Origin of the sequence: Amycolatopsis sp. NPDC050768, from assembly GCF_040654155.1 — a bacterium.
GTDB lineage: Bacteria > Actinomycetota > Actinomycetes > Mycobacteriales > Pseudonocardiaceae > Amycolatopsis.
This window is the reverse complement of record NZ_JBFAHL010000001.1, coordinates 709,520-736,290: the sequence shown is the minus strand read 5'-3', so window position 1 is coordinate 736,290 and position 26,771 is coordinate 709,520. Positions and strand designations below refer to the sequence as shown.

Annotated in this window: 28 protein-coding genes and 1 pseudogene; 23 read left to right on the top strand and 6 right to left on the bottom strand. The window is 70.7% G+C overall.

All coding sequences use genetic code 11. The features are described from left to right. Nucleotides 1-29 precede the first annotated feature (29 nt). Both AB0H62_RS03760 and AB0H62_RS03755 read right to left on the bottom strand, forming a co-directional pair. Nucleotides 30-1,112, bottom strand: a complete 1,083-nt coding sequence (locus AB0H62_RS03760; RefSeq protein ID WP_360583943.1) for a DUF5667 domain-containing protein — start codon at nt 1,110-1,112, stop codon at nt 30-32. Between the two features lie 123 nt (nt 1,113-1,235). After that, a complete protein-coding gene (locus AB0H62_RS03755) occupies nt 1,236-1,940 on the bottom strand; it encodes a sigma-70 family RNA polymerase sigma factor (protein ID WP_360583941.1) in 705 nt (234 codons plus the stop codon). Nucleotides 1,941-2,227: 287 nt separating this feature from the next. Between AB0H62_RS03755 and AB0H62_RS03750 the strand changes: the two genes are divergently transcribed. From AB0H62_RS03750 to AB0H62_RS03740, 3 genes are all read left to right on the top strand, one after another. After that, the gene (locus tag AB0H62_RS03750; protein ID WP_220245935.1) at nt 2,228-3,742 is read left to right on the top strand and encodes an AMP-binding protein; all 1,515 of its coding nucleotides are present in this window, start codon (nt 2,228-2,230) and stop codon (nt 3,740-3,742) included. A gap of 17 nt (nt 3,743-3,759) precedes the next feature. After that, the gene (locus AB0H62_RS03745) at nt 3,760-3,999 is read left to right on the top strand and encodes a glutaredoxin family protein (RefSeq protein ID WP_220245936.1); all 240 of its coding nucleotides are present in this window, start codon (nt 3,760-3,762) and stop codon (nt 3,997-3,999) included. 82 nt (nt 4,000-4,081) lie between these two features. Beyond that, a complete protein-coding gene (locus tag AB0H62_RS03740; RefSeq protein ID WP_360583938.1) occupies nt 4,082-5,644 on the top strand; it encodes a molybdopterin-dependent oxidoreductase in 1,563 nt (520 codons plus the stop codon). Between the two features lie 15 nt (nt 5,645-5,659). Here the strand turns inward: AB0H62_RS03740 and AB0H62_RS03735 are convergent, their stop codons facing one another. After that, a complete protein-coding gene (locus AB0H62_RS03735) occupies nt 5,660-6,085 on the bottom strand; it encodes a hypothetical protein (protein WP_360583936.1) in 426 nt (141 codons plus the stop codon). 89 nt (nt 6,086-6,174) lie between these two features. Beyond that, nucleotides 6,175-6,804, bottom strand: a complete 630-nt coding sequence (locus tag AB0H62_RS03730; RefSeq protein ID WP_220245939.1) for a hypothetical protein — start codon at nt 6,802-6,804, stop codon at nt 6,175-6,177. A gap of 253 nt (nt 6,805-7,057) precedes the next feature. Between AB0H62_RS03730 and AB0H62_RS03725 the strand changes: the two genes are divergently transcribed. The 12 genes from AB0H62_RS03725 (at nt 7,058) to AB0H62_RS03670 (ending at nt 18,434) form a co-directional block, all read left to right on the top strand. Continuing rightward, on the top strand, nt 7,058-7,963 hold the full coding sequence (locus AB0H62_RS03725; protein WP_220247325.1) for a redox-sensing transcriptional repressor Rex: 906 nt from the start codon (nt 7,058-7,060) through the stop codon (nt 7,961-7,963). Beyond that, a complete protein-coding gene (locus tag AB0H62_RS03720; RefSeq protein ID WP_360583934.1) occupies nt 7,960-9,276 on the top strand; it encodes a glutamyl-tRNA reductase in 1,317 nt (438 codons plus the stop codon). Before AB0H62_RS03725 ends, AB0H62_RS03720 begins: the two co-directional genes overlap by 4 nt. Before the next feature lie 3 nt (nt 9,277-9,279). After that, complete coding sequence (hemC, locus tag AB0H62_RS03715; RefSeq protein WP_220245941.1) at nt 9,280-10,230, top strand: hydroxymethylbilane synthase; 951 nt, start codon at nt 9,280-9,282, stop codon at nt 10,228-10,230. An 86-nt stretch (nt 10,231-10,316) separates the two neighbouring features. After that, nucleotides 10,317-11,849, top strand: coding sequence for a bifunctional uroporphyrinogen-III C-methyltransferase/uroporphyrinogen-III synthase (locus AB0H62_RS03710; protein WP_220245942.1), 1,533 nt, complete (start codon nt 10,317-10,319; stop codon nt 11,847-11,849). Between the two features lie 146 nt (nt 11,850-11,995). Beyond that, nucleotides 11,996-12,967, top strand: a complete 972-nt coding sequence (hemB, locus tag AB0H62_RS03705) for a porphobilinogen synthase (protein WP_220245943.1) — start codon at nt 11,996-11,998, stop codon at nt 12,965-12,967. A 25-nt stretch (nt 12,968-12,992) separates the two neighbouring features. Further along, complete coding sequence (locus AB0H62_RS03700; RefSeq protein WP_360583931.1) at nt 12,993-13,631, top strand: hypothetical protein; 639 nt, start codon at nt 12,993-12,995, stop codon at nt 13,629-13,631. Then, entirely contained in the window at nt 13,631-14,083 is a 453-nt protein-coding gene (locus tag AB0H62_RS03695) for a hypothetical protein (protein WP_360583929.1), read from the top strand. The genes AB0H62_RS03700 and AB0H62_RS03695 overlap by 1 nt, the downstream gene beginning before the upstream one ends. A gap of 32 nt (nt 14,084-14,115) precedes the next feature. Next, on the top strand, nt 14,116-14,451 hold the full coding sequence (locus AB0H62_RS03690; protein WP_360583927.1) for a hypothetical protein: 336 nt from the start codon (nt 14,116-14,118) through the stop codon (nt 14,449-14,451). Between the two features lie 85 nt (nt 14,452-14,536). Next, nucleotides 14,537-15,835: an HlyD family efflux transporter periplasmic adaptor subunit gene (locus AB0H62_RS03685; RefSeq protein WP_360583925.1), complete on the top strand. Its 1,299-nt coding sequence runs from the start codon at nt 14,537-14,539 to the stop codon at nt 15,833-15,835. Next, nucleotides 15,832-16,536 (top strand): ABC transporter ATP-binding protein, encoded by a 705-nt coding sequence (locus AB0H62_RS03680; protein WP_360583923.1) that lies wholly within the window; start codon nt 15,832-15,834, stop codon nt 16,534-16,536. The genes AB0H62_RS03685 and AB0H62_RS03680 overlap by 4 nt, the downstream gene beginning before the upstream one ends. Then, a complete protein-coding gene (locus AB0H62_RS03675) occupies nt 16,533-17,735 on the top strand; it encodes an ABC transporter permease (RefSeq protein WP_220245949.1) in 1,203 nt (400 codons plus the stop codon). Before AB0H62_RS03680 ends, AB0H62_RS03675 begins: the two co-directional genes overlap by 4 nt. Before the next feature lie 12 nt (nt 17,736-17,747). Continuing rightward, nucleotides 17,748-18,434, top strand: a complete 687-nt coding sequence (locus AB0H62_RS03670; RefSeq protein WP_360583921.1) for a hypothetical protein — start codon at nt 17,748-17,750, stop codon at nt 18,432-18,434. 150 nt (nt 18,435-18,584) lie between these two features. Here AB0H62_RS03670 and AB0H62_RS03665 read toward each other — a convergent pair whose 3' ends face one another. Further along, complete coding sequence (locus AB0H62_RS03665; RefSeq protein ID WP_360583919.1) at nt 18,585-19,199, bottom strand: TetR/AcrR family transcriptional regulator; 615 nt, start codon at nt 19,197-19,199, stop codon at nt 18,585-18,587. Nucleotides 19,200-19,273: 74 nt separating this feature from the next. Here AB0H62_RS03665 and AB0H62_RS03660 point away from each other — a divergent pair, with 74 nt between their 5' ends. The 3 genes and pseudogenes from AB0H62_RS03660 to AB0H62_RS03650 form a co-directional block, all read left to right on the top strand. Next, complete coding sequence (locus AB0H62_RS03660) at nt 19,274-20,302, top strand: hypothetical protein (protein ID WP_360583917.1); 1,029 nt, start codon at nt 19,274-19,276, stop codon at nt 20,300-20,302. Between the two features lie 97 nt (nt 20,303-20,399). Beyond that, nucleotides 20,400-20,828, top strand: a complete 429-nt coding sequence (locus AB0H62_RS03655; RefSeq protein WP_220245953.1) for an ABC-2 family transporter protein — start codon at nt 20,400-20,402, stop codon at nt 20,826-20,828. 116 nt (nt 20,829-20,944) lie between these two features. Next, a pseudogene (locus AB0H62_RS03650) lies at nt 20,945-21,130 on the top strand (dihydrofolate reductase family protein); the annotation flags it as partial. Here the strand turns inward: AB0H62_RS03650 and AB0H62_RS03645 are convergent. Continuing rightward, on the bottom strand, nt 21,123-21,611 hold the full coding sequence (locus tag AB0H62_RS03645) for a TspO/MBR family protein (RefSeq protein WP_360583915.1): 489 nt from the start codon (nt 21,609-21,611) through the stop codon (nt 21,123-21,125). The pseudogene AB0H62_RS03650 and the gene AB0H62_RS03645 overlap by 8 nt on opposite strands. Nucleotides 21,612-21,729: 118 nt before the next feature. Here AB0H62_RS03645 and hemL point away from each other — a divergent pair, with 118 nt between their 5' ends. The 5 genes from hemL (at nt 21,730) to AB0H62_RS03620 (ending at nt 26,770) form a co-directional block, all read left to right on the top strand. Continuing rightward, entirely contained in the window at nt 21,730-23,034 is a 1,305-nt protein-coding gene (gene hemL, locus AB0H62_RS03640) for a glutamate-1-semialdehyde 2,1-aminomutase (RefSeq protein WP_220245955.1), read from the top strand. Beyond that, nucleotides 23,031-23,657, top strand: a complete 627-nt coding sequence (locus AB0H62_RS03635) for a histidine phosphatase family protein (RefSeq protein ID WP_220245956.1) — start codon at nt 23,031-23,033, stop codon at nt 23,655-23,657. The genes hemL and AB0H62_RS03635 overlap by 4 nt, the downstream gene beginning before the upstream one ends. Beyond that, on the top strand, nt 23,654-24,232 hold the full coding sequence (locus tag AB0H62_RS03630) for a TlpA disulfide reductase family protein (protein WP_360583912.1): 579 nt from the start codon (nt 23,654-23,656) through the stop codon (nt 24,230-24,232). The genes AB0H62_RS03635 and AB0H62_RS03630 overlap by 4 nt, the downstream gene beginning before the upstream one ends. Nucleotides 24,233-24,389: 157 nt before the next feature. Next, nucleotides 24,390-25,163: a cytochrome c biogenesis CcdA family protein gene (locus AB0H62_RS03625; RefSeq protein ID WP_220245958.1), complete on the top strand. Its 774-nt coding sequence runs from the start codon at nt 24,390-24,392 to the stop codon at nt 25,161-25,163. Beyond that, nucleotides 25,160-26,770: a cytochrome c biogenesis protein ResB gene (locus AB0H62_RS03620; protein ID WP_220245959.1), complete on the top strand. Its 1,611-nt coding sequence runs from the start codon at nt 25,160-25,162 to the stop codon at nt 26,768-26,770. Before AB0H62_RS03625 ends, AB0H62_RS03620 begins: the two co-directional genes overlap by 4 nt. The last annotated feature ends 1 nt before the right edge of the window (nt 26,771 follow it).

The following is a 26,771-nucleotide window of genomic DNA, read 5'->3' as shown; positions in this document are numbered from 1 at the left end:
CGATCAGGGGTTGCCGACGCGCCGCGTGATCACCCGATGACGATGGGAGGAAGGCCCGGCAGCAGTGGCGGGATCGAGATCAACGGCGGCGGCGGGCTGGTCGTCGGCAGCCTCGGCGTCGTCGGCGTGGTGATCGGCGGCGCGAACACCGGCGGCGGAGTCGTGGCGCTGCCGCCGGACGTCGGCGTCGGCGTGCCGGACACGGCCAGGTCCGGCGAGGACGACGTCCCGGTCGCCGGCGGCACCCCGCTTTCGGTGGGCGTAGGGGTGGAGCCGGGGGACGAAGGCGACGTCGACGCGGAACCGGCAGGACGCGCGGGCTGCTGCGTACACGCGCCCCGTGCCGGAAGCAGGCCCAGCTCGTCGGAGCTGCCCGTGGTGATCTCGTAGCAGTTCAGCCGCGAAACCAGCGCCGACGTCCGCTGCTGCACGCGGGTCAGCAGCCCGCGCGCACCACTCAGGTCCGCCCGCGCGGACGTCGGGATCCGCGGCTGCTCGGCCGCCAGCAGCCGCGCCTGCTCCTTCGTCCACGTCTCGAGGTCCGACAGCTGCGTGCGCCCGCTGCCACCCGTCGCCAGGGTCGTCAGCGCCGTGACGCCCGCGCGGACGTCGCTGCTGAAATCACCGAGAGCCGTCCGGTACGCCGAAGGCGACGCGTCCGTCATGAGCCCCAGCTCGCTCACGCGGTTGGCCGCGAAGTCCAGGTGCTTTCGCGCCTTGGCCTCGTCGCCGAACGTCAGCCCCAGCGACGTCTCCTCGCCCGCGCGCTTCACGGTGTACAGCGCGTCGCCGGGCATGGCGTTTCGTGACAGCAGCAGCGTCAGCCCCGCCAGCCCCAGCACGAGCGCGATGCCGGCCGCCACGAGATCGGCCATCCGCGGTTTCCACCGTCGGCGCGCGACGGGCTCGCCGAGCCGGCCCTCGATCTCCGCCCGGATGCGCTCGCGCGTCTCGACGTCGGGCGCGCCCGCCTCGCCCAGCGAGCGCAGGGCGGCGACCACGGCCAGCTCATCGGCGAACTCGCCGTCGCGCTCCACGGGCGACGGGTCCAGGGCGCGATCGAACCGCTCGCTCTCGGCTCGATCCCGCGAAAACCACCCGGGCACGCCCACGGTGCTGCTCCGTCTCCACAAAGCTTCACAAAGCTCTACAAGCCCCGGCCCTGACAGCCGGTCTGCGTGGAGAAACGATTAAGAAGACGAAGAAGTTACGGTTGCGCCGGGACGTGAAAAAAGTCAGCGCAGCCCGGTGGGCAGCAATTGGGCCAGCCGGCGGACAGCCCGATGCTGCAACGCCTTGATAGCGCCCTCGTTGCGGCGCATCACCTGGGCCGTCTCCGCGACCGACAGCCCCTGCAGGAACCGCAGCACGATGCACTCGCGCTGGTCCTCGCCCAGCTCGGCGACGCAGCGCAGCAGCTCCGCGCGGGTCGCGCCTGCGATGGCCTGCTGCTCCGGCCCGGCCTGCGCGGCCGGCCCGACGGCCGAAACCGGTGCCGAGCCCGGCTCGCTCACCTCGTCGGTCACGACCTCGAGGCGGAAGCGGCTCGACTTCACGTGGTCGAGGATCAGGTTCCGGGCGATCGTGACGAACCACGCGCCGACGTCGCGGCCCTGGTAGCTGACCGACGTGATCCGGCGCAGTGCGCGCAGGAACGTCTCGCTCGTGACGTCCTCGGCCAGCTCGCGGTCGCCGAGGCGGAACAGCGCGTAGCGGTAGACGACGTCCACGTACCGGTCGTAGAGCTTCCCGAACGCGGAGGAGTCGCCCTCCTGCGCTTCGCGGACGAGGTCCCACGCCTCGATCTTGGCGGCTTCGGCGGGGTCCGGGGCCGGCGCGGCCTCGGTCGCGCGGGTCAGCGGGCCGGCGGCGGGGCGCCCGAACGCACGTTCGGCGAACATCACGACGGGGCCGCGGTTCGCGGTGGTCGGCAGGGTCACAGGGCGGCACCTCCTGCGGTCCGAAGGCCGCGCGGGCGGCCTTCGCGATGGGCAGTGCCCTTGTCCCCCACACGAGCGGAGAGGGGCCGCGTTGCGTGTTCCACGACCGCGTAAACGGCGCAGACCAGCAAGTTCGTCACGGTGACTCCCTTTCTCGCGTCACCCGGCAGTGATCAACGCCACCCGGCGACGCAGTGCAGCATACGTGTAGTTACCGCGAAGTAGGTAGAGGTCCCGCGGTACCGGAGGTGCGACGATCGCGCGGCATCCCCGTTACGGGTGACAAGATGACAAAAGGGCTACAGCAGGAAGGGGGCCCGGTGGAGGGTGTCGCGCAGCTGCTCACCAAGGCGGCAGCCAGGTGGGCGGACGAAACGGCCGTCACCGAGACCGGCACGGGGGCCGCGCTCACCTGGCGGGAGCTCGACGAGGCGGCCCACGCGCAGGCGCGGCGGCTCGTCGAAGCCGGCGTGGCGCCGGGCGACCGGGTCGTGCTGCGGCTGCCGACGTCGGCGGATTTCGCCGTCGCCCTGTACGGCGTGCTGCGCGCCGGCGCGATCGCCGTGCCGCTGTCTCCGCAGGCGCCTGCGCCGGAGCTGGAGCGGCTGCTGACGCACTGCGACCCCCGGATCGCGATCCAGCGGGATGACTCCGAGTTACCTGACGGCCTCACCGCGTTGTCACCACGCGGCGAGCCAGGGGGAGACCCCGTGGACCTCGGCCGCGGCGGCGAGGACATCGCGGTGATCTCCTACACCTCCGGCACCACCGGCCCGCCGCGCGGCGTGCTGCTCTCGCACCGCGCGCTGCTGGCGAACCTCGAGCAGCTCAGCCGGGTCGACGGCGTGCTGGTGCACGAGGACCGCATGCTCGTGACCATTCCGCTGTTCCACGTCTACGGCCTCGGGCCCGGCCTGCTGCAGGCGACGTCCGTGGGCGCGACGCTCGTGCTCTCGGAGCGCTTCGAGCCGGCGAAGACGCTGGACGACTGCGCCGAATACCGCGTCACGTCGATCGCCGGCGTGCCGACCATGTACATGGAGTTCGCCGACCTCGGCGCCGAGGAGTTGGCGCGCGGGCTCGCGACCGTGCGGATGCTGACCTCGGGCGCCGCGCCGCTGCACCCGCGCGTGCTGACGGCAATCCGCGAGGCCACCGGCCACGAGGTCTACGAGGGCTACGGCCTCACCGAATGCGCGCCCGTGGTCACGTCGACGCTGGTCACGGGCTACCCGAAGCCCGGCTCGGTCGGGCGGCCGCTGCCCGGCATCGAGCTGCGGCTGGTCGACAGCGACGGCACCGAGGAGGGCGTGCCGCTCGACCCGGACGACGTCGCCGACGTCTTCGAGTCCGGCGGCGACACGGGACTGGTGTCGATCCGCGGCGCGAACCTGTTCTCCGGCTACTGGCCCGACGGCGCGCACGGCCCCGACGCCGAGGGCTGGTTCCGCACCGGCGACGTCGGCTACCTCGACCTCGACGGCGACCTGCACCTGGTCGACCGCGCCAACGACCTGATCATCGTCAATGGATTCAACGTCTACCCCCACGAGGTCGAGGACGTGATCTCGCGGCTGCCGGGCGTGGCGGAGGTCGCCGTGATCGGGGTCGTCGACGAGCGCAGCGGCGAGGCCGTGAAGGCCGTGGTGGTGCCTGCCGACGGCGCGGCGCTGTCGGAGCAGCAGGTGAGCGACCAGTGCGCGGCGAACCTGGCCGGGTACAAGGTGCCGCACCTCGTGGAGTTCGCGGAGAACCTGCCGCATTCGGCCACCGGGAAGCTGCGGCGGCTCAAGCTGCGCTGACGCGGTTCTAGACTGCGGTGGTGCATCAGGTGACGGTGATGACGCGCGCCGGCTGCCACCTCTGCGAGGTGGCCGAGGCCGAGGTCGCGCGGATCTGCGGCGAGCTCGACGTGCCGTGGGAGCTCGCGGACGTCGACAGTGACGCCGAGTGGCGAGCCGAGTACGGCGACCAGGTTCCGGTGATCCTCATCGACGGTGCGGAACACGGGTACTGGCGCGTGGAGGAAGAGCGGTTCCGCCTGGCCCTGATCGGATAGTTCCGCCGGATAGTCCGATGCGGTAATCAAGTCGTAAGGGTTCCGGGCGATATCGGGGTCTGAGCCCGCCGAAGATGGTGGGGTGAGCGCGTTGAAGGAAGCCCCGCAGGTAGTCAAGCCCCCCGAGCCGCGGCGGCTGTCGTTGCTGATCGCGTCGTTGATCGGGCTGGCGGCCTTGGTCACCGCATTGGGCGTGGGGCATCTCATCGCCGGCTTCGTCGGTTACAACGCGTCGCCGTTCGTGGCCGTCGCCGACTTCGTGATCGCGCACAGCCCGCACGCCGTGGTGGTGTGGGCGGAGCAGACGCTCGGCACGGCGGACAAGACGGTGCTGAAGATCGGCCTCGCCGTGGTGCTGGTGCTGTTCGCGGTGCTGGCCGGGCAGGTTTCACGCCGGACGCCGCGGGGTGGCCAGATCGTGGTGGTGCTGCTCGGCATCGCCGGTGTCGCGGCCGTGTACGAGCGCACCGACGTCGGGCAGCTCGCGCTGCTGGCGCCCGTCGTGTCGCTGGCGGCTTCGGCGTTCGTGTTCACCTGGCTGCACCACTACGCGCTGCCGACGGCGTTCGACGACAGCCGTCCGCCGAAGGGGCCGACGCGGCGGCAGGTCCTGTCGCGCGGGATCGGCGTCGCGGCGGGCGCGGGGGTCGCGGCCGTCGCCGGGCAGGCGATCTCGAGCACGGGCAGCGCCGATCAGTCGCGCGCGGCCGTGGGACCGCTCGTCGCCGCGCGCAAGGCCCCGCCGCTGCCGCCCGATGCCGATTTCCAGAAGCTGGGCTCGCCGCCGTTCATCACGCCGAACTCGGACTTCTACCGCATCGACACGGCGTTCGTGGTGCCGCAGGTGCGCACCGAGGAGTGGAACCTGAAGATCCACGGCCTCGTCAACCGCGAGGTTTCGTTCTCCTACAACGACATCCGCTCGCGGCCGCTCGTGGAGCGCGAGATCACCATGACCTGCGTCTCCAACGAGGTCGGCGGGGATCTGATTTCCACGGCCAAGTTCATCGGCGTGGACCTCGTCGACCTGCTCAACGCGGCCGGTGTGCAACCGGGCGCGGAACAGATGTACGCGACGAGCATCGACGGCTTCACCTGCAGCACCCCCGCCAAGATCGCCCTCGACCCGACGCGCGGCGCCATGCTCGCCATCGGCATGAACGGCGAACCCCTGCCCGTCGAACACGGCTTCCCCGCGCGCATCGTCATCCCCGGCCTGTACGGCTACGTCTCCGCGACGAAGTGGGTCACCAACCTCGAGTTCGCCAAGTGGGACGACCGCCAGTCCTACTGGCTGCAGCGCGGCTGGGCCGAACAGGCACCCATCAAGACCGAATCGCGCATCGACACCGCCAAGGTGACCTCCGGCAAGCTCCGCGTCGCCGGCACGGCGTGGGCCCAGCACATCGGCATCGCGAAGGTCGAGGTGCGCGTGGACCAGGGCCCGTGGCAGCCGGCCACCCTGTCGACCGAGGTCAACAAGGACACCTGGCGCATGTGGTGGACCGACGTGGCCGTGCCGTCCGGCAGCCACACCGTGACGGTGCGGGCCACCGACCAGTCGGGCTACACGCAGACGGACCAGGCCGCCGAGCCCGTACCGGACGGCGCCTCGGGCTGGCACTCGGTGATGGTCAACGCCTGACTTGTTCTCGTCTGGTCAGCCGAGCCGGGTGTGGGAGATCAGCTCCCCGAACTGCTCCAGTGCGGGCTCCACGCGGTCGAGGTCGAACCGCCCTTCGTTCCACACCAGGACCTCGCCGCCATCGATGCGAAACGGTCGCGGGTGGGCGGTGAGCCATGTCTGCGCTTCGGGGGTGAGGACCGTGGCGTCGCCCTCGAACACGAACCGCCGATCGAAGTCGGGATTACCGGTCGCGCTCCCGCCCACGCCCAGCCGTCCCGCGACGACACCCGCAACCCCGCGGCGCCGCACAGTGAGTGCTGGCGCGCGGTACGTCCACCCCCGCTCGCCCGCCCCGGCGGCAAAGGTCGCGGTCCGGCGCCGATACCCGAGCAGGTACCAAAGCCCGTAACCGCCGACGACAAGCGCCAGGACGACATACCAGTACCAGTGCCCGGCCAACGCTCGCCCACCTCCACGTCAACCGCTGACGGGCTTCAGCCCGGCAGCTTCTGAAAACAGCTGGTCCGGGTCGCCCTCGACGAGCATCCTCACCGGCCGCCGTGGACCCCGCTCAGCAACGGCACCAGCTCGGCCAGATCCGCCACCGCCGGCTCCACCCGCTGGGTGTTGAACCGGCCGCCGTCCCAGGTCTCGGCCATGCCCGCGACCACGCGGAACGGGCGGCCGTGCCGGCGTAGCCACTCCTGCATGGCGGGTGTCACCGGTCCGTAGGTGACCCAGTCCTGGTCGAACGGCTCGTCGCCGGTGCCGGCGCGGTTGAAGCCGAGGTCGCGGGCGAGCCGGCCCAGGGTGTCGCGCGGGGCGGCGTAGACCTCGGGCGCGGGGAAGGGCAGGCGCACGCCCGTGAGCTGCGTCCAGCGGCGGCGGGCGCGGTTCTGGTGGCCGACGACCTCGCTGTACTCGAAGGACAGCACCTCCAGCTCACGCCAGTGCCCTGCGACGGCGTGCCAGGTGCGGCGGCGGCGGCCGTAGCCCTCGAACGGGCGGCCGTAGCAGCGGCCGACGAGGTCGGGCTCGCGTTCGGTGTAGGACCAGCCGCGGTCGGCGGCGAAGGACTGGATGGCGGCGCGGTGGCGTTGGTAGCGCCGGTAGTACAGGTAGGCGCCGCCGATGACGACGATCGGTGAGATCACGTACCAGATCCAGTGGGTGGCCATCAGCCTGAACAACCTCCGAAACGCGGGCAGGGCGCGGATGATCTTGCCCGGCCGGCCCCGGTGCCCGGCGCCACGCGCCCCGCGGTCACCTGATCGGGGGCAGGTGTGCGTCGCGTCATGTCGATGACCAGTGACTTTGTGCGCGCGTTCACAAGTGGACTACCGTAGGGACTCGTCCCGCAAAAGCCCGGCATTGAACCGGACTCCAGTCGCGGGGTCAAGAGATGCGACCCAATCTTGAGGAGTGGCCGGCGTGGTGACACAGCGGGGGAGGCGCAGCGGTGCCGAACCGCCCGCTGAACCACCCCGCCGGGCCGCGAAGGGCAATGGCCGCGCCCGGCGGGCAGCGCCCGATGCCGACAACGCGCCCACGGCGGAGATGCCCGCGGTCGACAGCGCGGTCGAGACCGCCGTCCGCGCCAAGCAGATCCCCGAAGCGGCCGTCGCGCGCCTCGCCGTCTACCTCCGTGTCCTGTCCGGAATGGCGGAGCAGGGCGCGACCACCGTCTCCAGCGAAGAGCTTTCCGCGTCCGCGGGTGTGAACTCCGCCAAGCTGCGCAAGGACCTCTCCTACCTCGGCTCGTACGGCACGCGTGGCGTCGGCTACGAGGTGCAGGTGCTGGTCAGCCAGATCGAACGCATCCTCGGCCTCACTCGCCAGCACCGCGTCGCCGTGGTCGGGATCGGTAACCTCGGTCACGCGCTGGCCAACTACGGCGGGTTCCCCGGCCGCGGGTTCCCCGTAGAGGCGCTGTTCGACCTCGACCCCGACCTCGTCGGGGTTCCCGTAGGGGGTCTGCCCGTCTCGCACCTGGACGAAATCCCGCGAGTTTGCTCCGAACGGCAGATTTCCATCGGGATCATCGCCACACCTCCTACCGCTGCGCAGTCCGTGTGCGACAGGCTGGTGGCGGGCGGCGTCCAGTGCATACTGAACTTCGCGCCGGTGGTGCTCCAGGTGCCGGCGCACATCGAGGTCCGCAAGGTCGACCTGGCGGTCGAACTTCAGATCCTCTCGTTCCACGTGGCTCGCCGTGCCGATGACGCCCTGGCAATTCAGGGGAATACCGGGTTACCGGACGCCGGCCTGCCGATCGACAATGGCAGCAGCGGCAACGGACAGGCAGACGGCGGTCTTGGAATGGTGGTGCGCGGATGAGCGTGTTGGCGGTCGGGCTCTCCCACCGAAGTGCGGAGCTGACCACGCTCGAACGGGCCGCCGTGCCCGCCGAAGAGGTCACGAAGGTCCTGCACGAGCTGCAGCAGGCCGAGAGCGTGAGCGAGGCCATGCTGGTCTCCACGTGCAACCGCATCGAGGTCTACGCGGTGGTCGAGACGTTCCACGGCGGCGTCAACGACGTCTCCGACGTGCTCGCCCGCCAGGCCGGCATGGAGCCGGCGGAGCTCTACGACAACCTCTACGTGCACTACGCCGGCGCGGCCGTCGAGCACCTGTTCTCCGTGACCTCGGGTCTCGACTCGATGGTCGTCGGCGAGACGCAGATCCTCGGCCAGGTCCGCTCGGCCTACGCCACCGCGCGTGAGGCCGGCACCGTCGGGCGCACGCTGCACGAGCTGATCCAGACGACGCTGCGCGTCGGCAAGCGCGTGCACTCCGAGACGGGTCTCGACCAGCTGGGCGCGTCCGTGGTGTCCGAGGCGCTGGCCGCCGCGGGTGATCTCGTGGGCAAGCACGCCCTGATCGTCGGCGCCGGCTCGATGGGCGCGCTGACGGCGTCGCACCTGCGCAAGGCCGGCATCGGCGAGATCACCGTGGCGAACCGCACCGAGGCCAACGCCGCGCGGCTCGCCGAGAAGACCGCGATCGAGGGCGTGCCCGCGCGCCCCGTGCCGCTGTCCGAGCTGGCCGACGCCGTGGCGAAAGCCGACATCGTCGTGTCGTGCACCGGTGCGCAGGATGCCGTGTTCCTGCCCGAGCACGTGCCCGCCCGCGCGGGCCGCCCGCTCGTGGTGTGCGACCTCGGTCTGCCGAAGGACGTCGACGCGGGCGTGGCCGACCTGGTCGACGTCACCGTCGTCGACCTCGAGACGATCCAGCGCCGCATGCGCGACGCCGGTGCCCCGACCACCGAACGCCAGACGATCAAGGCCAACGGCATCGTGCTCGACGAGGTGCGCGACTACCTCGCCGGCCAGCGCAGCGCTGAGGTCACGCCCACCGTCACCGCGCTGCGCCGTCGCGCGGCCGACGTGGTCGACGCGGAGCTGCTTCGTCTGGACAACCGCCTCCCGGACCTCGACACGCAGGTCCGCGAAGAAGTCGGCCGCACGGTCCGCCGTGTCGTCGACAAATTGCTGCACGCGCCCACCGTGCGGGTGAAGCAGCTGGCCGCCGAGACGGCCGACACCGACTACGCCAACGCGTTGCGCGAGCTGTTCTGCCTCGACCCGCAGGCCCCCGCGGCTGTGGCGAGCCCCACCGCCGTGCCGCCAGACATCGAGAAGAAGTAAGCAGTGGACAGAGTGATTCGCATCGGGACGCGGGGCAGCAAGCTCGCCGTCGCGCAGACCGAGACCGTGGCCGACAAGATCCGTGCCACCGGCGCCGAGGTCGAGATCGTCACGGTGACCACCCCCGGCGACGTCTCCAGCAAGCCGATCCCGCAGATCGGCGTCGGCGTCTTCACCTCGGCGCTGCGGGAAGCCTTGCTGCGCAAGGAAATCGACGTCATCGTCCACTCGTACAAGGACCTGCCCACGGCGCCGGCGGCCGGCATCGTGCTCGCCGCCGTGCCGCCGCGCGAGGACCCGCGCGACGCGTTGATCGCCCGCGACGGCCTCACGCTGGGTGAGCTCCCGCCCGGTTCGAAGGTGGGCACGGGGGCGCCGCGGCGCACCTCGCAGCTGCTCGCGCTGGGCCTCGGTTTGGAAATCGTGCCGATTCGGGGCAATATCGATACCCGCATGCGCAAGGTGACCGACGGCGAGCTCGATGCCGTGGTGCTCGCGCGTGCCGGACTGGCCCGGATCGGTCTGGTGGGGGCGATCACCGAGACCCTCGACCCGATCCAGATGCTGCCCGCTCCCGCGCAGGGGGCGCTGGCGGTGGAGTGCCGGGCCGAAGACGTGGACGTGGAGCACCTGCTCGCGTCCAGTTTGGACGACGAGGGCACGCGGGCCGCGGTGACGGCCGAGCGTTCTCTGCTGGCCGCGCTCGAGGCGGGGTGCAGCGCACCCGTGGGTGCGCTCGCCGAGATCGTCGAGGACCTCGACTCCGAGGGCGCGGTCGTGGAACGGATCTCGTTGCGCGGCACCGCGGCCGTCGAGGGCGAGAACGGTGCGGTCGACATGCTGCGGGCTTCCGCACTCGCCGACTTCACCGAGGCTGAGCAGCTCGGCCGGACGTTGGCCGCCGAGCTCCTCGACCTGGGTGCCGGCGCACTGCTTTCCGGCCCCGCCCAGTGACGCAACCCGCACCGCACCCGAACGACCAGCACCACACACCTGCGGCCGATGACGTACCCGGTCGCCTGACAGGAGAAACGCCAGAGATGACCCCCGCTCGCAAGACCGCTGGGCGCGTCGCCTTCGTGGGCTCGGGCCCCGGTGACGCCGGGCTGCTCACAGTCCGCGCCCAGGAGCTGCTCGCCAAGGCCGAGGTCGTGGTGACCGATCCCGACGTGCCTGCCGCCGTGCTCGCCTTCGCCGCCCCCGGCGCCGAGGTCCGGCCCGCCGTCGGTGAGCCCGCCGACGTGTCGAAGGACCTGACCACCGAGGCCAAGGCCGGGCGGCTCGTGCTGCGCCTGGTCGCCGGCGACCCGCTGACCACCCCCGCCGTGGTGAACGAGGTGCAGGCCGTGGCCCGCACGTCCGCCGTGTTCGAGGTGATCCCGGGCGTTTCCCCCGGCGCCGCGGTGCCGGCCTACGCCGGTGTCGCACTGGGCGGCACCCACACCGAGGTCGACGTCCGCGGCGAGGTCGACTGGGCGGCGCTCGCCGCGCAACCCGGCCCGCTCGTGCTGCACGCCACCTCGGCGCACCTCGCCGAGGCCGCGAGCCGGCTCACGGAGAAGGGCATGCCGCCGTCCACGCCCGTCGCGGTGACGGCCAACGGCACCATCAACACTCAGCGCACCCTCGACTCCACGCTCAGCACGCTCGGCAACGACGCGGGTGAGCTCGTCGGCCCGCTGATCGTGACCATCGGCCAGGCCGCCGGGCATCGCTCGAAGCTGTCGTGGTGGGAGTCGCGCGCGCTCTACGGCTGGAAGGTCCTGGTGCCGCGCACCAAGGAACAGGCCGGCGAGATGGCCGACCGGCTGCGCAGCCACGGCGCGACCTCGCACGAGGTGCCCACGATCTCCGTCGAGCCGCCCCGCAGCCCGGCGCAGATGGAGCGCTCGGTGAAGGGCCTCGTCGACGGCCGCTACCAGTGGATCGTCTTCACCTCCACCAACGCGGTGCGCGCGGTGTGGGAGAAGTTCGAGGAGTTCGGTCTCGACGCCCGCGCGTTCTCCGGCGTGAAGATCGCCTGCGTCGGCGCCTCGACGGCCGCCAAGGTCCGCTCGTTCGGCATCATCCCCGAGCTGATCCCGTCGGGCGAGCAGTCGTCCGAAGGGCTCTTGGCCGAGTTCCCGCCGTACGACGACGTGCTCGACCCGGTGGACCGGGTGCTGTTGCCGCGCGCCGACATCGCCACCGAAACGTTGTCCGCCGGCCTGCGCGACCGCGGCTGGGAAATCGACGATGTCACGGCCTACCGCACGGTCCGCGCCGCCCCGCCGCCCGCCGAGACCCGCGAGATGATCAAGACCGGCGGCTTCGACGCGGTCTGCTTCACCTCGTCCTCGACGGTGCGCAACCTGGTCGGCATCGCCGGCAAGCCGCACACACGCACCCTGGTCGCGTGCATCGGCCCGAAGACCGCGGAAACCGCCGTGGAATTCGGCCTGCGCGTCGACGTCCAGCCGGAGAAGGCCGACGTGCCGCACCTGGTGGACGCCCTGGCGGAGCACGCCGCCCGGCTTCGCGCGGAGGGGGCCTTGCCGCCGCCTCGGAAGGCGAAGCGGGCGCGTCGTAGCTGACGGTTCGTGGTTCGGGAAGGGCCCTTCTCCGGTATCCGGGGAGGGGCCTTTCTCGTGTACCGGAGTTTCCAGACACCTTGTCAGAACGTGGTTTTTCCCGAGGGCACGCGAAATGCCCCGCGAACAGCCGGAGTACCGTGAACGACGTGTTCCCTGAGCATCGACCCCGCAGGCTCCGTACCACGCCGGCCATGCGCAGGCTGGTCGGTGAAACGACGCTTCGCCCGCGTCAGCTGATTCTGCCCATGTTCGTGGCCGAGGGTATCGCCGCGCCGCGGCCGATTCAGAGTATGCCGGGGGTTGTGCAGCACACCCGGGACACGCTGCGGAAGGCCGCGGTGGAGGCGGTGAACGCCGGCGTGGGTGGGCTGATGCTGTTCGGTGTGCCGGCCAAGAGGGACGCCGAAGGGTCCGGCGCGGTCGACGAGAACGGCATCCTCAACGTCGCGCTGCGCGACCTGCGCCACGAGCTCGGGGACGCGACCGTCCTGATGGCCGACACGTGCCTCGACGAGTTCACCGACCACGGCCACTGCGGCGTGCTCGACGCGGACGGCGCCGTGGACAACGACGCGACCCTGCGCGTGTACGCGGAAATGGCCGTGGCGCAGGCGGAAGCGGGCGCGCACGTGCTCGGGCCCAGCGGCATGATGGACGGCCAGGTCGGTGTGATCCGCCGCGCGCTCGACGAGGTGGGCCACAGCGACAAGGCGATCCTCGCCTACTCGGCCAAGTACGCCAGCGCGTTCTACGGCCCGTTCCGTGAGGCCGTCGACTCGCAGCTCAAGGGCGACCGCAAGACCTACCAGCAGGACCTGGGCAACGCGCGTGAAGCGTTGCGCGAGATCGAGCTGGACCTCGCCGAGGGCGCCGACATGATCATGGTCAAGCCGGCACTGTCCTATTTGGACGTCATCAAGGCGGCGGCGGACATCTCGCCGGTTCCGGTGGCGGCGTACAACATCTCCGGCGAGTACGCGATGGTCGAGGCCGCCGCGGCCAACGGCTGGCTCGAGCGCGAGCGCACGATCCTGGAAGTGCTCACGTCGATCCGCCGCGCGGGCGCCGACCTGATCCTCACGTACTGGGCCGCCGAAGCCGCCGCCTGGCTCGACTGAGCCCGCACTGGGCTAGAGTCCACGAGTGGCCGAGAAGGACGACAACACCGCCGAACCCGCGGGGCTGACCAGCGACGACCTCGCGAAGCCGGAGCCTGCGTCGAACGAAGCCGAGCAGGTCGAAAAGGTCGAAGAGCAGGCGAAAGAGCTCCCGACCGGCTTCCCCCCGGCGCCGCCCGTCGCGTCGTACCCGGGGTACATGCAGAACGCCGAGGAGCCTGCGAAGGCGAAGGCTCCCGGACCGGTGCAGGCCGCGTTCATCCTCACGATCGTCGCGTCCGTGGTGCTGCTGATCGGCCAGGTCGTCACGATCTTCTTCAAGCAGCAGCTCGTCGACCAGGCCGTGAAGGCGACGGCGCCGGGCCGCAAGCTCGACATGGCGCAGCTCGAGTCCAACGCCACCACGCTCGTGTGGGCGCTGTTCGTCGGCGCGCTCTGCTACAGCATCATCATGGTGCTGTTCGCCTACAAGGCCCGCGAGGGCACGCGCTCGGCCCGCTCCGTGGTCACGATGCTGGCGCTGCTGGGGCTGGTGTTCCAGCTCGGGCTCGTGCGCAGCGTGTTCTCGGTGGTGTCGTCGCTGCTGCTGGTGATCCTGGTGGCGCTGCTGTACGTGCCGAGCACCTCCAGGGACTACTTCCCCAAGGTCGGCAAGAAGCTGTAATGGACCGCACGCTCTACTCCGAACCCGGCGTCGGCTGGGTGTCCCTGGTCTGGGGGCCGCTGTTCGCGGTGCTCGGTGCGGTGGCGGAGCTGGCGACCGGCGGCCCGGTGCACTGGATCCCGTGGCTGCTGATCGCGGTCGCGCTATGCGGGCTCACGATCCCGTGGGTCTACGCGCGCCGGCGGTTCCTCTCGCTGGAAGTGACCACGCTGGCGTTGCGCCAGGGCCGCGAAAGCGTCGAGGCGAAGCGGATCGCGGACGTCACCGACGTCGGCACCCCCGTCGGCGCGCGTGTGCTCGGCGGTGGGTGGAGCGTGCCGAACAAGTACGACGAGCTGCCCGTGAAGCTCGACGACGGCACGGTCGTGCTCGCGTGGGCCCGTGACGTCGAGGCGCTGAAGGCGGCGCTCACCCGGCTCGTCGAGGCGAACGAGGCGAACGAGGCGAAATGACGCAGGGCCCGAAACCTGAGAGGCTTGATCCCGTGATCGACCTTCCCCAGCCGACCGGCGCCGACCTCTGGCCCGGCGATTCGGCCAAGGCGGCGCGGCTCAATCAGCCGTGGCGCGCGTTCGTGGCGCTCGGCGAGCTGGTCGTGGCCGCGGTCGTGCTGTGGCTGGCGTTCCTGCTGTGGCACGCGGGCGTCGTCACGGTCGTCACCACCGCCGGCGACGGCGCCCAGTTGGCTTCACAGCGGTACTTCGGCGGCCACATCGCGGGGGCGCTCGCGCTCGGCGCGCTGTGCGGCGTGCTCGTGGTGGACGCGGTTCGTCAGCTGTTGCTCGCGGTGAGTGCGCGGCACCGTCGCAACAAGCACTGAGTCCGCAACTCGAGGTGCCACATCCACAGCTGACCCACAGGGAACCAACAGCTGACTGCTAAGCAGCGCCACCAGTGTTGCGCCCATGACGCGGCTGCGTACCCGGACATGGGTTATCAACGGGGTGCTGGTCGTACTGCTCGGCGGTGCGGCTTTCGGGATCTACCAAGCATTCACGCCGGCGAGCAACACCGCCCAGGCACAGACCCGCACCACACCGGTGCGCCGCGGCGACGTGACCGAAACGGTCTCCGCCGCGGGCACCCTCTCGAGCGGCTACACCGGCGCCGCCAACTTCACCACCTCCGGCAAGGTCACGAGCATCGACGTGAAGGTCGGTGACGTGGTGAGCGCGGGACAGAAGCTCGCCACGATCGACTCCACGCAGGCCGAGAAACAGCTGCAGGTGGCCAAGGCCAACCTCGACGTGGCCGAGGACAACCTCGCCGACGGCGAGGACGCCGCCACCTCGGCCACGAGCTCCGGTTCCGGTCAAGGACAAGGCCAGGGCCAGCAGTCCCAGTCGCCCCAGGAGTCCACCACCTCGCTGCAGGCCAAAGTGGACCAGGCACAGCTCGACGTCGACACGGCCCAGGCGGCCGTCGACGCGACGGTGCTCACCGCGCCGGGCGCCGGCACCGTGACCGCGGTCAACGGCACCGTCGGCCAGCAGGCCGGCAGCGGCGGGTCCGGAAGCTCCGGCGGCACCGGCTCCTCGGGCGGCACCGGCGGCAGCGGTGGCAACGGCCAGAGTGCGTCGAGCAGCTCCTCGAGCAGCTCGTCGTCCACCGGCTTCGTCCAGATCACCGACATGACCAACCTGCTCGTGGACACCTCCGTGGCCGAGATCGACGTGAGCAAGGTCAAGGCGGGCCAGAGGGCCACCGTCACGCTCAACGCCTCGCCCGACCAGCCGATCCAGGCGTCGGTGTCGAAAATCGACCTCACGCCCACGACCAGCGGCAGCGTCGTGTCCTACGGCGCGCAGCTCACGCTCACCAACCCGCCGTCGGGGCTGCGGCCCGGGCAGTCGGCGAGCGTCGTGATCACCGTCGCGGAGGCCGACAACGTGCTGAGCGTGCCGGCCGCCGCGGTCACCACCACGGGCACCACGAACATCGTCACGGTGCAGCAGAACGGCCGCGATGTGCCGGAGCAGGTGCAGATCGGCGTACGTGGTGAGTCCACTGTGGAGATCAAGTCGGGCCTCAACGAGGGTGACAGCGTGGTGCTCACGGCCGCGTCGCCGACCACGACCACGGGCGGCGTCGGACAGCGCGGCGGCGGAATCGGTGGCTTCGGTGGAACGGGTGGCACCGGCGGCGCCGGCGGCGGCTTCCGCGGTGGCCAGACCGGCGGCTTCGGTGGCGGGGGACGCGGATGAAACCCGTGATCACGGTCTCCGCGCTGCGCAAGACCTACGGCTCCGGCGAGACGGCCGTCCACGCGCTGCGCGGGGTCGAACTGGTCGTGCGGCCGGGGGAGTATGTGGCCATCATGGGCGCGTCCGGCTCCGGCAAGTCGACGCTGCTGAACATGCTGGGCTGCCTCGATGTGCCGACCTCGGGCAAGTACCTGCTCGACGGCTTCAGCGTCGCGGACCTCAACGAACGCCAGCTCGCCCTGCTGCGCAACCGCAAGATCGGCTTCATCTTCCAGTCGTTCAACCTCGTGCCGCGCACGAGTGCGTTGTCCAATGTGGAACTTCCACTCGTCTACAGTGGACTTCGACGGGCCGCGCGCCGGACAAGGGCGTTGGCCGCGCTGGAAATGGTGGGGCTCACCGAGCGCGCCAAGCACCTGCCGAGTGAGCTTTCCGGTGGGCAGCAACAGCGTGTCGCCGTGGCGCGAGCGTTGGTGACGGGGCCCGCGCTGCTGCTCGCCGACGAGCCCACCGGCAACCTCGACCGCGCCAGCACCGAAGACGTGCTGGGCGTGTTCGACCGGCTCAACGCCCTGGGCCGCACCATCGTGGTGATCACGCACGAGGACGAGGTCGCCGAGCACGCGCACCGCGTGGTGCGGGTCAGCGACGGGCGGATCGTGGCCGACGAGCGCAACCGCAGCGTCGGAGTGGTCGCGTGAACGTGTTCGAGGTGCTGCGCTTCGCCGTGCGCGGCCTCACCGCCAACAAGCTGCGCTCCACGCTCACCACGCTCGGCATCACGATCGGCGTCGCTTCGGTGATCCTGCTGGTGGCGGTGGGCAACGGCGCTTCCGCCGCGATCGCCGCCAGCATCCAGGGCCTGGGCACGGACGTGGTGAACGTGTCGCCGTCGCGGGGCGGCGGGCAGGGCAGCGAGGCCCGGCCGCTGACCGTGCAGGACGCCCACGCGCTCGTGGATCCGGTCGGCGCACCCGACGTGAAGGCCGCTTCGCCGGTGGTCAACACCAACGCGACGGCCACGTACGGGCAGACGTCGTACGACATCTCGTCCGTCACGGGCACCGAACCGGCCTACTTCGCCACCACCAACCGCCAGATCGCCGACGGGGCGCTGTTCACCTCCGAGGACGTGAAGCAGGCGCGCAAGGTCGTGGTGCTCGGGCCGACCACTGCGCAGTCGATCTTCGGCGGTGCCGAGCCGGTGGGCAAGAACGTGCTGCTCAACAGCATCCAGTTCACCGTGGTCGGCGTGCTGCAGGCCAAGGGCAGCACCGGGTTGCAGAACGCCGACGACGTCGCGATCGCCCCGATCAGCGCGGTGCAGAACTCGCTCGCCGGCTACGGCAACCTCAGCCAGATCGCCGTGCAGGCCACGTCGGCCGACTCGGTGTCGCTCGCGCAGGCGGAGATCACCGCGATCCTCAACGCCCGCCACGGCATCCGCCTCGGCGGCACACCCGACTACCAGATCCAGAACTCCGAACAGCTGCTGGCGACGCGGACGTCGGCCACGCAGACGTTCACCGTGCTGCTCGGCGCGGTCGCGGCGATTTCCCTGCTGGTGGGCGGAATCGGCGTCACGAACATCATGCTGGTGACCGTGACCGAGCGGATCCGCGAGATCGGCATCCGCAAGGCGATCGGCGCGCCCCGGGCGGCGATCCTCGGCCAGTTCCTCGCCGAGGCCACGATGCTGAGCCTCTTCGGCGGGTTCCTCGGCGTGGTCATCGGCGTGGTCGGCAGCCAGTTCAGCTTCGCGGGCATCACCCCGGTGGTGGTGCCGTCGTCGATCGTGCTGGCCTTCGCGGTATCGGCACTGATCGGTCTCTTCTTCGGCAGTTTCCCGGCGAACCGGGCCTCGCGCCTGCGCCCGATCGACGCCCTCCGGCACGAGTAGGAGCCTTCGCACATGTCTTCGTCCACCCAGTCGCCCGGGTTGGGAAACCCCGTTCCCGACGAGCCGACGACCGAGTTTCCGCCGGTGACGGCGCCGTTGGCTGCTTCGCTTTCTCCTTCTCCGTCGCCTGAGGAAATCGTGGCTTCCCCGGCTGTCGAGGGTGACCTCAACCAGGAGATGAAGCGGGTCGCCAAGCCGTTCGGCAAACCGACGTTCGTGCTGGCCGGCCTGCTGGTCATCGCCTTGTCCTTCGCCGGTGGCGCCTGGACGCACTCGGCACTCGGCTCCGGCTCCGGTGGCGGCGGTGCCGCCGCTGCCCGCGCAGGCGGCCAGCAGGGTGGCGCCCGCGGCACCTTCGGCGGCCGCGGCACCGGTCAAGGCACGGGCACTGGCACAGGCGAGGAAGGCGCCGGCCAACAGGGCGCGGGCCAGGGCGCCGGCGGCTTCACCGGCGCCCGCGGCGGCGCCGGCCGCGGCACCGTCGGCACGGTCGAAAAGGTCGACGGCACCACCGTCACCCTGAAAACCGCGCAGGGCACCGACGTCACCGTGTCCACTTCGGACTCCACCACCGTCGGCCTCACCCAGCCCGGCAAACTCTCCGACCTCAAACCCGGCGCCACCGTCACGGTCCAGGGCCGCCCCGGCTCCGACGGCACCGTCGCGGCGCAGGCGATCGTGCAGCAGCCTGCTCGCTGACCTGTGAAACTCGATTACTTACCGTTTGGTCGGTAACTGGGTATCATCCGCGGTCCGTCACCTCATGGACGCGCTGTCGTACCCGGTCCTCGAAGGCAGCAACGTCGGCGTCCGCCGCAGGCAGCTGCAGGAGCTGATCCGGACGCCCGGCTACGACCCGCTGTCCGCCTCCGGCCTGGCCTGAGCGGCGGTCAACGCCGGCACCAATGGGGCGAGCGCCGACCGCAGCAGGTCCGGCAGTGAACCCGACACCACGACAAAACCCGAGGTCACCGGCTGGGCCCACTGTTCGAGCGCGATCCGCACGGCGGCGGCGACGGCGGCCGCCAGCACGCGGGCGGTGGGCCCATCCGGCACGCGCTCCGCCAGCACGGAGGTCAACGGTAGTTCCAGGGCCCCCGCCGAGCGCGCGTACGCGGTGCGCAACGCGGGGCTCGTCGTGATGAGCAGCAGCGCTTCGCGGGCGTCCTCGCCGGGCTCGGTGTACTGCGTGACCACGGCCTCCACCACCGCGTCGGCCAAGCTGCCCGAAGAAGCACGGACGGCGGCCGCGACCCGCGTTTCACGATCGCTGGTCACCGCGAAGACGATCGCGTCCTCCCGGCTGGCGAAGTAGTTGTTGTACGTCCGCGGCGAAACCCCGGCGGCTTCGGCGATGTCGTCGACCCGCACGTTCTCCGGCCCACGCTCCCGCGCCAGCCGCAACGCGGCGGAGCTCAACGCCGTGCGGGTGGCTTGCTTCTTGCGTTCACGCAGACCGGTCACGGGACCAGTAAAGCCGAAAACCTGCGTATCCGCAATCTTGCGTCCACGCAACTTTGCGAGTTAGTCTCGCCGCCATGAGAGCGAACGGCATTGCCTACGACACCGGATTCCTCAAGAACGGGGCCACTTCCTGGGACGACTTCGACGCGGACGTCGTCCGGCGCGAGCTCACGATCATCCGCGACGACCTGCACTGCACCGCCGTCCAGCTCGTCGGCGGTGTCCCCGAGCGGCTGGAGATCGCCGGGCGCCTCGCCGCCGAGCTGGGCCTGGAGGTGTGGTTCTCGCCGTACCCGCTCGACCTGACTGTGGACGAGCTGCACGAACTGTTCGCCGACTGTGCCGAACGCGCCGAACGGATCAGGCGCACCGGGGCGGAGGTCGTGTTCGTCGCCGGGGCCGAGCTGTCGGTGATGGTCCAGGGTTTCGCCGAAGGCGCCACGCTGGAGCAGCGCCTCGGCCGGCTGCTCGGCGACCCTGCCGACCGGCCTGCTCGCTTGGCAACGGTGAGCGAACGCCTCAACGACTTCTTCCGCGAAGCTGTGCCCGCGATCCGCAAGACCTTCGGCGGCAAGGTCACCTACGCGGCCATCCAGTTCGAACGCGTCGACTGGGACCTGTTCGACTTCACGACGCTGGAGCTGATCCGCTCGGCCGCCGTCGCCGACGTGTTCCGCGAAGGCGTGCGGACGTTGACGCAACAGGACAAACCCGTGGTCATCACGGGGTTCGGCACGGCCACCTGGCGCGGCGCCGGTGACGTCGCGCCGCGCAGCATGGAGATCGTCGAGAACGACCAGCACGGCCGGCCGATTCGGCTGAAAGACGTCTACGAACGCGACGAGCCCGGCCAAGCCCGGTACCTGACCGAGCTCCTGGAGATCTTCGAAGAAGAAGGCGTGGACAGCGCGTTCGTCTACCTCTTCGCCCTGCGCACGCACCCGCACCGCCCCGACGGCGACCCGCGCGACGACCTCGACCTCGCCGGCGGCGGCATCGTCAAGGTGCTGGAAGGCCGCGGCGGCACGACGTACCCGGGCCTGCCGTGGGAGCCCAAGGCGGCTTTCCACGCCGTCGCCGAGCGTTACCGCATCCTGCCCTAGTTACCCGGCCGGGCGCCGCCTTAACTGGCGGTACCCGGTTCCGTGTCCGATCGTGCACCCATCGGACCCCTGACGGTGGTAATTCCCTTGGTCTTCCTTGCTCGCGGCGTGTCACGCGTGGATCACTGAATTCGCCGGCGCGGGCGAGCTGCCGCAGTTCCCCGGTGCCGGTGCGTTCTCGGTGTGGGCCGTACTGGTGGCCGGCGCGACGGTGACGACGTGGGCGGTCGGGATGATCTTCGCGAGCCTCGCGTTCTGGGCGCCGAAGCTCGACCTGCACAGCCTCTTCGGGAACGTCTGGCAGCTTGCCCGCTATCCCGCCGACATCTACGCCCGGCCGCTTCGGCGTGTGTTCACCTACGTGCTGCCGCTCGCGGTGGTCGCCTCGGCGCCTGCCCGCGTCCTCGCCCGCCCGGCCGACGCGCTGCTCGTGCTCGGCGCGCTGGTCACCGCGGCCGCCGCGGTGCTCGTCGCGATCCTCGTGTGGCGCACCGGCCTGCGTCGCTACACGGGCGCGAGCAGCTAGTTTCCGTTTACGATCGCTGCGCATGGTCGCACTCGTGCTGAAGATGTCCGTCTCGCTCGACGGCTACGTCGCGCCGGCCGACGGGCGCACCGAGCTACCCGCTCGCCCACGGCGGCGTCCGGTTCGCCCGGTCCCTGATCGAGACCGGCCTCATCGATGAGTACCGCCTCGTCGTCCACCCGGTCGTGCTGGGTGACGGCGAGCGGCTCTTCACGAAGCCGCTCACCCTCGACCCGGTGAGCACCACCGCCTTCAGCCGCGGCACCGTCGTCCACGTCTTCACGGCGCGCGAAGCTAGTTGAGATTCTCGTTCAGCGCGATGATCGCCACGTTCAGCGCCGTCGCGTAGACGATCCAGAAGAAGTACGGCAGCAGCAGCACCGCGGCCAGGTGTGAGCGGCGGTAGAACAGACCGATCGTCATCAGCGTGGTGAAGCCGAGCAGGATGATGTCCACGCAGGCCAACCGCGTGGAGCCGCCCGCGAAGAACAGCGGTGCCCATAGCAGGTTGAACAGCAGGCTGACGCCGTACATGGCGAAGCCCTGCGTCTCGCCGTCCGTGCGCCAGTAGACCCAGCCGGCGAACGCGAGCAGCACGTACAGGAGTGTCCACACAGGACCGAACAGCTTCGCCGGCGGTGCCCACTCCGGCAGCACGAGCCGCGCGTACGTCTCGGGCGCCGACGTGGCCGCGAGCGAGCCCACGATGGCGACCACGGCGACCAGCACGAAGAACACCACGAGCACGACCCAGGGGTTGCGTCGGTGGGTGGGCGTGGTCACGTTCCCTCCCCGTCACGCCGGCTCGGCGGTACCTGGCGAACCGCCCGTGATCGGCCATATTAGGAGCACCGCCGCCCGCGCGCGCGATGTCGGCTCGGGGATTTGCGAGACTGGACGGGTGAGCACTGGCACCGAGCAGTCCAAGGTTTGGTTCGAACGCGCGAAGGCGGCCGTCCCGGGCGGGGTGAACTCGCCGGTGCGGGCGTTCAACTCGGTCGGCGGCACCCCGCGTTTCATGGTCCGCGGCGAGGGCCCCCACCTGTGGGACGCCGACGGCAACCGCTACGTCGACCTCGTCTCGTCCTGGGGCCCGATGATCCTCGGACACGCCCACCCGCAGGTGGTCGAGGCCGCGCGCGCGGCCGCCACGAGCGGGCTGTCGTTCGGCACGCCGACGATCGGCGAGGTCGAATTGGCCGAGGAGATCATCGGCCGCGTCGAGCCCGTCGAGCAGGTGCGCCTGGTCAACTCCGGCACCGAGGCGACGATGAGCGCGATCCGCCTCGCCCGCGGGTTCACCGGCCGCGCGAAGATCGTGAAGTTCGCCGGGTGTTACCACGGTCACGTCGACGCGCTGCTGGCCCAGGCCGGCTCCGGCGTCGCGACGCTCGGGCTGCCGACCTCGCCCGGCGTCACGGGTGCGCAGGCCGCCGACACGATCGTGCTGCCCTACAACGACCTCGACGCCGTGCGGAAGTCCTTTGTGGAGAACGAGGGCGAGATCGCGGCGGTGATCACGGAGGCGGCCGCGGGCAACATGGGCGCGATCGCCCCGGATGCCGGGTTCAACGCGGGCCTCGCGGAGATCGCCCACGAGCACGGCGCGCTGCTGATCATGGACGAGGTCATGACGGGCTTCCGCGTCTCGCGCGCCGGCTGGTTCGGCCTGGAAGGCGTGGCCGGTGACCTCTACACCTTCGGCAAGGTCATGTCGGGCGGGCTGCCGGCCGCCGCGTTCGGCGGTCGCGCCGACGTGATGGCCAAGCTCGCGCCGGGCGGTCCCGTCTACCAGGCGGGCACGCTGTCGGGGAACCCCGTCGCCGTCGCCGCGGGCCTCGCGACGCTGCGAGCGGCCGACGACGCCGTGTATGCGGCGCTTGACGCCAACGCGAAGCGGCTCGGCGGGCTCTTCGACGCGGCGCTGACCGAAGCGGGCGTCGCGCACAACGTGCAGTACGCGGGCAACCTCGTGAGCGTCTTCTTCGCCGACGGCGCCGTCCGCGACTACGCGGGCGCGCAGGCCGCCGACACCTGGCGCTTCCCGGCCTTCTTCCACGCTTTGCTCGACGCCGGCGTGTACGCGCCACCGAGCGCGTACGAGGCGTGGTTCGTGAACGCCGCGATGGACGACGAAGCGTTCGGCGTGATCGAGGCGGCTCTCCCGGCCGCTGCCCGCGCCGCGGCCGAGGCGGTCAAGCCGTGACCACTGTCGTCCACCTCCTGCGCCACGGCGAAGTCCACAACCCCGACAAGATCCTCTACGGCCGGCTGCCGAACTTCCGGCTGTCCGACCGCGGGCAGCGCCAGGCGCTCACCGTCGCGGAAGCCGTGGCCGGCCACGACCTCGCGCACGTCGTCGCGTCGCCGCTGCAGCGCGCCCAGGAGACGGCGGCGCCGATCGCGGCCGCCCACCGCCTCGACATTGCGACCGACGAGGGCCTGATCGAAGCGGGCAACGTCTTCGAGGGCCAGCGCGTGGCCGTCGGCGACGGTGCGTTGCGCCAGCCCAAGGCGTGGCCGCACCTGGTCAACCCGTTCCGCCCGTCGTGGGGCGAGCCGTACGTCGAGATCGCGCACCGGATGCTCGGCGCGGTGTACCGCGCCCGCGAGCAGGCCGAGGGGCGCGAGGCGCTGTGCGTGTCGCACCAGCTGCCGATCTGGACGCTGCGGCGGTTCCTCGAGGCCAAGCGGCTGTGGCACGACCCGCGCAACCGTCAGTGCTCGCTGGCTTCGCTGACGTCGCTGGTCTTCGACGGCGAGGCCCTCGTGGACATCGTCTACAGCGAACCCGCGGGCACCACGGACCCGAAGGTGACGGGCGCATGAAGCGGGCGATCGGCGCTCTGCTGGCCGCCGCGCTTCTGGTGGCCGGCTGCTCCACGGGCAAGGACGCCGTCGTCTCCGGCGGCACGTTCAGCTTCGTGTCGCCGGGCGGCCAGGTCGACATCAAGTACCCGATCGCGCAGCGCCAGACCGCGCCCACGCTGGCCGGCGACGACCTCATGAACGAGGGCAAGCAGCTCTCCATCACCGACTTCCCCGGCCAGGTCCTGGTGATCAACCTGTGGGGCCAGTGGTGTGGCCCATGCCGCGCGGAGGCGCCGGAACTCGAGACCGCCAGCAAGGAGATGGCCCCGCTCGGCGCCAAGCTCATCGGCCTCGACGTCCGCGACCCGGCCCGCTCGGTCGCCCAGGACTTCGTGCGCGACCGCGACATCACGTACCCGTCCATCTGGGACGCTTCGGGCCGCGTGCTGCTGAGCCTCGAGGGCTACCCCCGCAACCTCATCCCGTCGACGATCGTGCTCGACAAGCAGCACCGCGTCGCCGCGATCTTCCTGCGGCCGGTCCTGGCGTCGGATCTGATGCCCACGGTGAAGGGCCTGCTGGCCGAAAAGTAGCCCGCCTGCCCGCTCGCTCACTCGGTGACCGGCGCGGCCGGATCCGTCCGGCAACGCCGGTCACGAGTGGGACCTTGGTCCCCTTCGGGCTGTGGCGTACGTCCTGTGAGCTGCCCCCGCCCGTCTTACGCGAAGCTCACTGCCTACTCTCAAGTGCGTGAACTCCGTGTCCGAGCTGGCGATCTCCGGACCGCTGCTGCTCGCCGCGGGCGTGGCGTTGCTGGCCGGCGCGATCTCGTTCGCGTCGCCCTGCGTGGTGCCGCTCGTGCCCGGGTACCTGGCATACCTGGCGGCGCTGGTGGGAGCCGACGCGCCGGCGGTGAGTGTCGACGAGGAACGCAAGAAGGGCCGCTACGCCGTGCTCGGCGCCGCGGGTCTGTTCGTGCTCGGGTTCACCGTCGTGTTCGTCGCGACGCTCGGCACGCTCGTCTGGCTCGCGGACACGTTGCTGATCAACCAGGACCTGCTGCAGCGCATCGGCGGTGTGCTCACGATCGCGATGGCGCTGGTGTTCCTCGGCTGGATCCCGGGCCTGCAGCGAGAGGTCCGCTCGCACCGCGTGCCGGGCGGCGGGATCTGGGGCGCGCCGCTGCTGGGTGCCGTGTTCGGCCTCGGCTGGACGCCGTGCATCGGCCCGACGCTCTCGGCTGTCACGAGCCTCGCGAGCGCCACGGGCGGCGCGGCCGCGCGCGGGTACCTGCTGGTGCTTGTCTACTGCCTGGGCCTCGGCCTGCCGTTCCTGCTGATCGCGCTCGGCGCCCGCTGGGCCGTGCGCGCCACCGACTGGCTGCGCCGCAACGGCCGCCGCGTGCAGCTCATCGGCGGCGGGCTCCTGATGGTCGTCGGCATCCTGCTCGTCACCGGACTCTGGGGAGACGTCATGGGCTGGCTCCGCAACTCCGTCGCCTCGAACCTGGTGTTGCCACTGTGACCACCACTGAAGCGCCCCCGGCCAGCCCGCAGCACCCCTACCGGCCCTCGGCCGGCAAGCAACTGCTCGCCTTCCTGCGCAACACCTGGCGCGGCCTCACGTCGATGCGCACCGCGCTCGTGCTGCTGTTCCTGCTGGCGCTCGCCGCGCTGCCCGGCGCCCTGTTGCCGCAGAACCGGCTCAACGCGGCCAAGGTCGACGAGTACATCACCAGCCACGGCTGGTGGGGCACCCTGCTCGACAAGCTGGAGTTCTACGACGTCTACTCCAGCGTCTGGTTCTCGGCGATCTACCTGCTGCTGATGATCTCGCTCATCGGCTGCCTCACGCCGCGCAGCTGGGACTACGTCAAGCAGATGCGCGCGAAGCCCGTGCTGACGCCGCGCAACCTGGCGCGCATGCCGCACCACCGCATCGTCCGCACCTCGCGCACGCCCGAGTCGATCCGCGAAGACGTGCGCAAGCAGCTTTCCGGCTGGCGCAGGATCGAGCGTGACGAAGACGACGGCGGCGGCTACAGCATCTCCGCCGAACGCGGCTACCTGCGCGAGACCGGCAACCTGCTCTTCCACTTCGGCATGCTCGGCCTGATCATCTTTTTCGCCCTCGGCAAGCTCTACAGCTACGAGGGCCAGGTCATCGTCCAGGCCGACGGCAGCCAGTTCTGCAACTCCGGCATCTACAACTACGACTCGTTCGAAGCCGGCCTGCGCATCGACGGCACCGACCTCGACGCGTTCTGCGTGAAGGTCAACGACTTCACCGCGAACTACACGCCCGCCGGCGAGGCCGACTACTACCACTCGAACATCCAGTACCAGTCGGGCGACGACCTCAAGACCAACACGTGGCGGCCGTACAACCTCCAGGTCAACGATCCGCTGCGCACCGTCGGCGACCGCGTCTACCTGCTGGGCAACGGCTACTCGCCCCAGTTCACCGTGACGTTCCCGAACGGCGAGCAGCGCACGCAGAACACGCAGTGGCGGCCCACCGACACGACCACGATGCTCTCGCAGGGCGCCACGAAGTTCGACCAGCCCGGCATCACCGACGAGATCCAGCGGCGCACCAAGCAGCTCGCGATCACCGGGGTGCTCGCGCCGACTTCGTTCGTCCACGGCGGGATCCTCACCTCCACCGCGCCCGAGCTGAACAACCCGATGGTCGCCGTCGACGTCCTGCGCGGCGACCTCGGCCTCGACGCGGGCCGCGGGCAGTCGGTGTTCGAGGTCGACCAGGGCCGAGTGGCCGACGGGCGCCTCAAGCGCGTCGCGCGGCAGAACCTGGCCATCGGCCAGTCGGTGACGCTCGACGACGGCACCAAGGTCCGCTTCGACGGCGTGAACAAGTGGGTGAACCTCCAGATCTCCCACGACCCCACGCAGGTGTTCGTGCTCGGCTTCGCGATCGTGATGTTCGTGGGCCTGGGCGGATCGTTGCTGGTCAAGCGGCGGCGGGTGTGGGTGCGGGTGCGCCCGGGTGACGACGGACACGCGGGTACCGTGATCGAGGTCGCCGGGCTGGCGCGCACCGACCAGGCAGGGTACGGCGAAGAGTTCCAGCGGATCAGCGAACGGCTGGTCACGGGCCGGAAAGGCAGCTGAG

Bases quoted from the DNA above. Each gene is read 5' to 3' on its own strand.
- AB0H62_RS03750 (WP_220245935.1), top strand. From the start codon at position 2,228: ATGACAAAAGGGCTACAGCAGGAAGGGGGCCCGGTGGAGGGTGTCGCG.
- AB0H62_RS03730 (WP_220245939.1), bottom strand. From the start codon at position 6,804: ATGGCCACCCACTGGATCTGGTACGTGATCTCACCGATCGTCGTCATC.
- AB0H62_RS03720 (WP_360583934.1), top strand. From the start codon at position 7,960: ATGAGCGTGTTGGCGGTCGGGCTCTCCCACCGAAGTGCGGAGCTGACC.
- AB0H62_RS03710 (WP_220245942.1), top strand. From the start codon at position 10,317: ATGACCCCCGCTCGCAAGACCGCTGGGCGCGTCGCCTTCGTGGGCTCG.
- AB0H62_RS03695 (WP_360583929.1), top strand. From the start codon at position 13,631: ATGGACCGCACGCTCTACTCCGAACCCGGCGTCGGCTGGGTGTCCCTG.
- AB0H62_RS03685 (WP_360583925.1), top strand. From the start codon at position 14,537: ATGACGCGGCTGCGTACCCGGACATGGGTTATCAACGGGGTGCTGGTC.
- AB0H62_RS03680 (WP_360583923.1), top strand. From the start codon at position 15,832: ATGAAACCCGTGATCACGGTCTCCGCGCTGCGCAAGACCTACGGCTCC.
- AB0H62_RS03670 (WP_360583921.1), top strand. From the start codon at position 17,748: ATGTCTTCGTCCACCCAGTCGCCCGGGTTGGGAAACCCCGTTCCCGAC.
- AB0H62_RS03660 (WP_360583917.1), top strand. From the start codon at position 19,274: ATGAGAGCGAACGGCATTGCCTACGACACCGGATTCCTCAAGAACGGG.
- AB0H62_RS03630 (WP_360583912.1), top strand. From the start codon at position 23,654: ATGAAGCGGGCGATCGGCGCTCTGCTGGCCGCCGCGCTTCTGGTGGCC.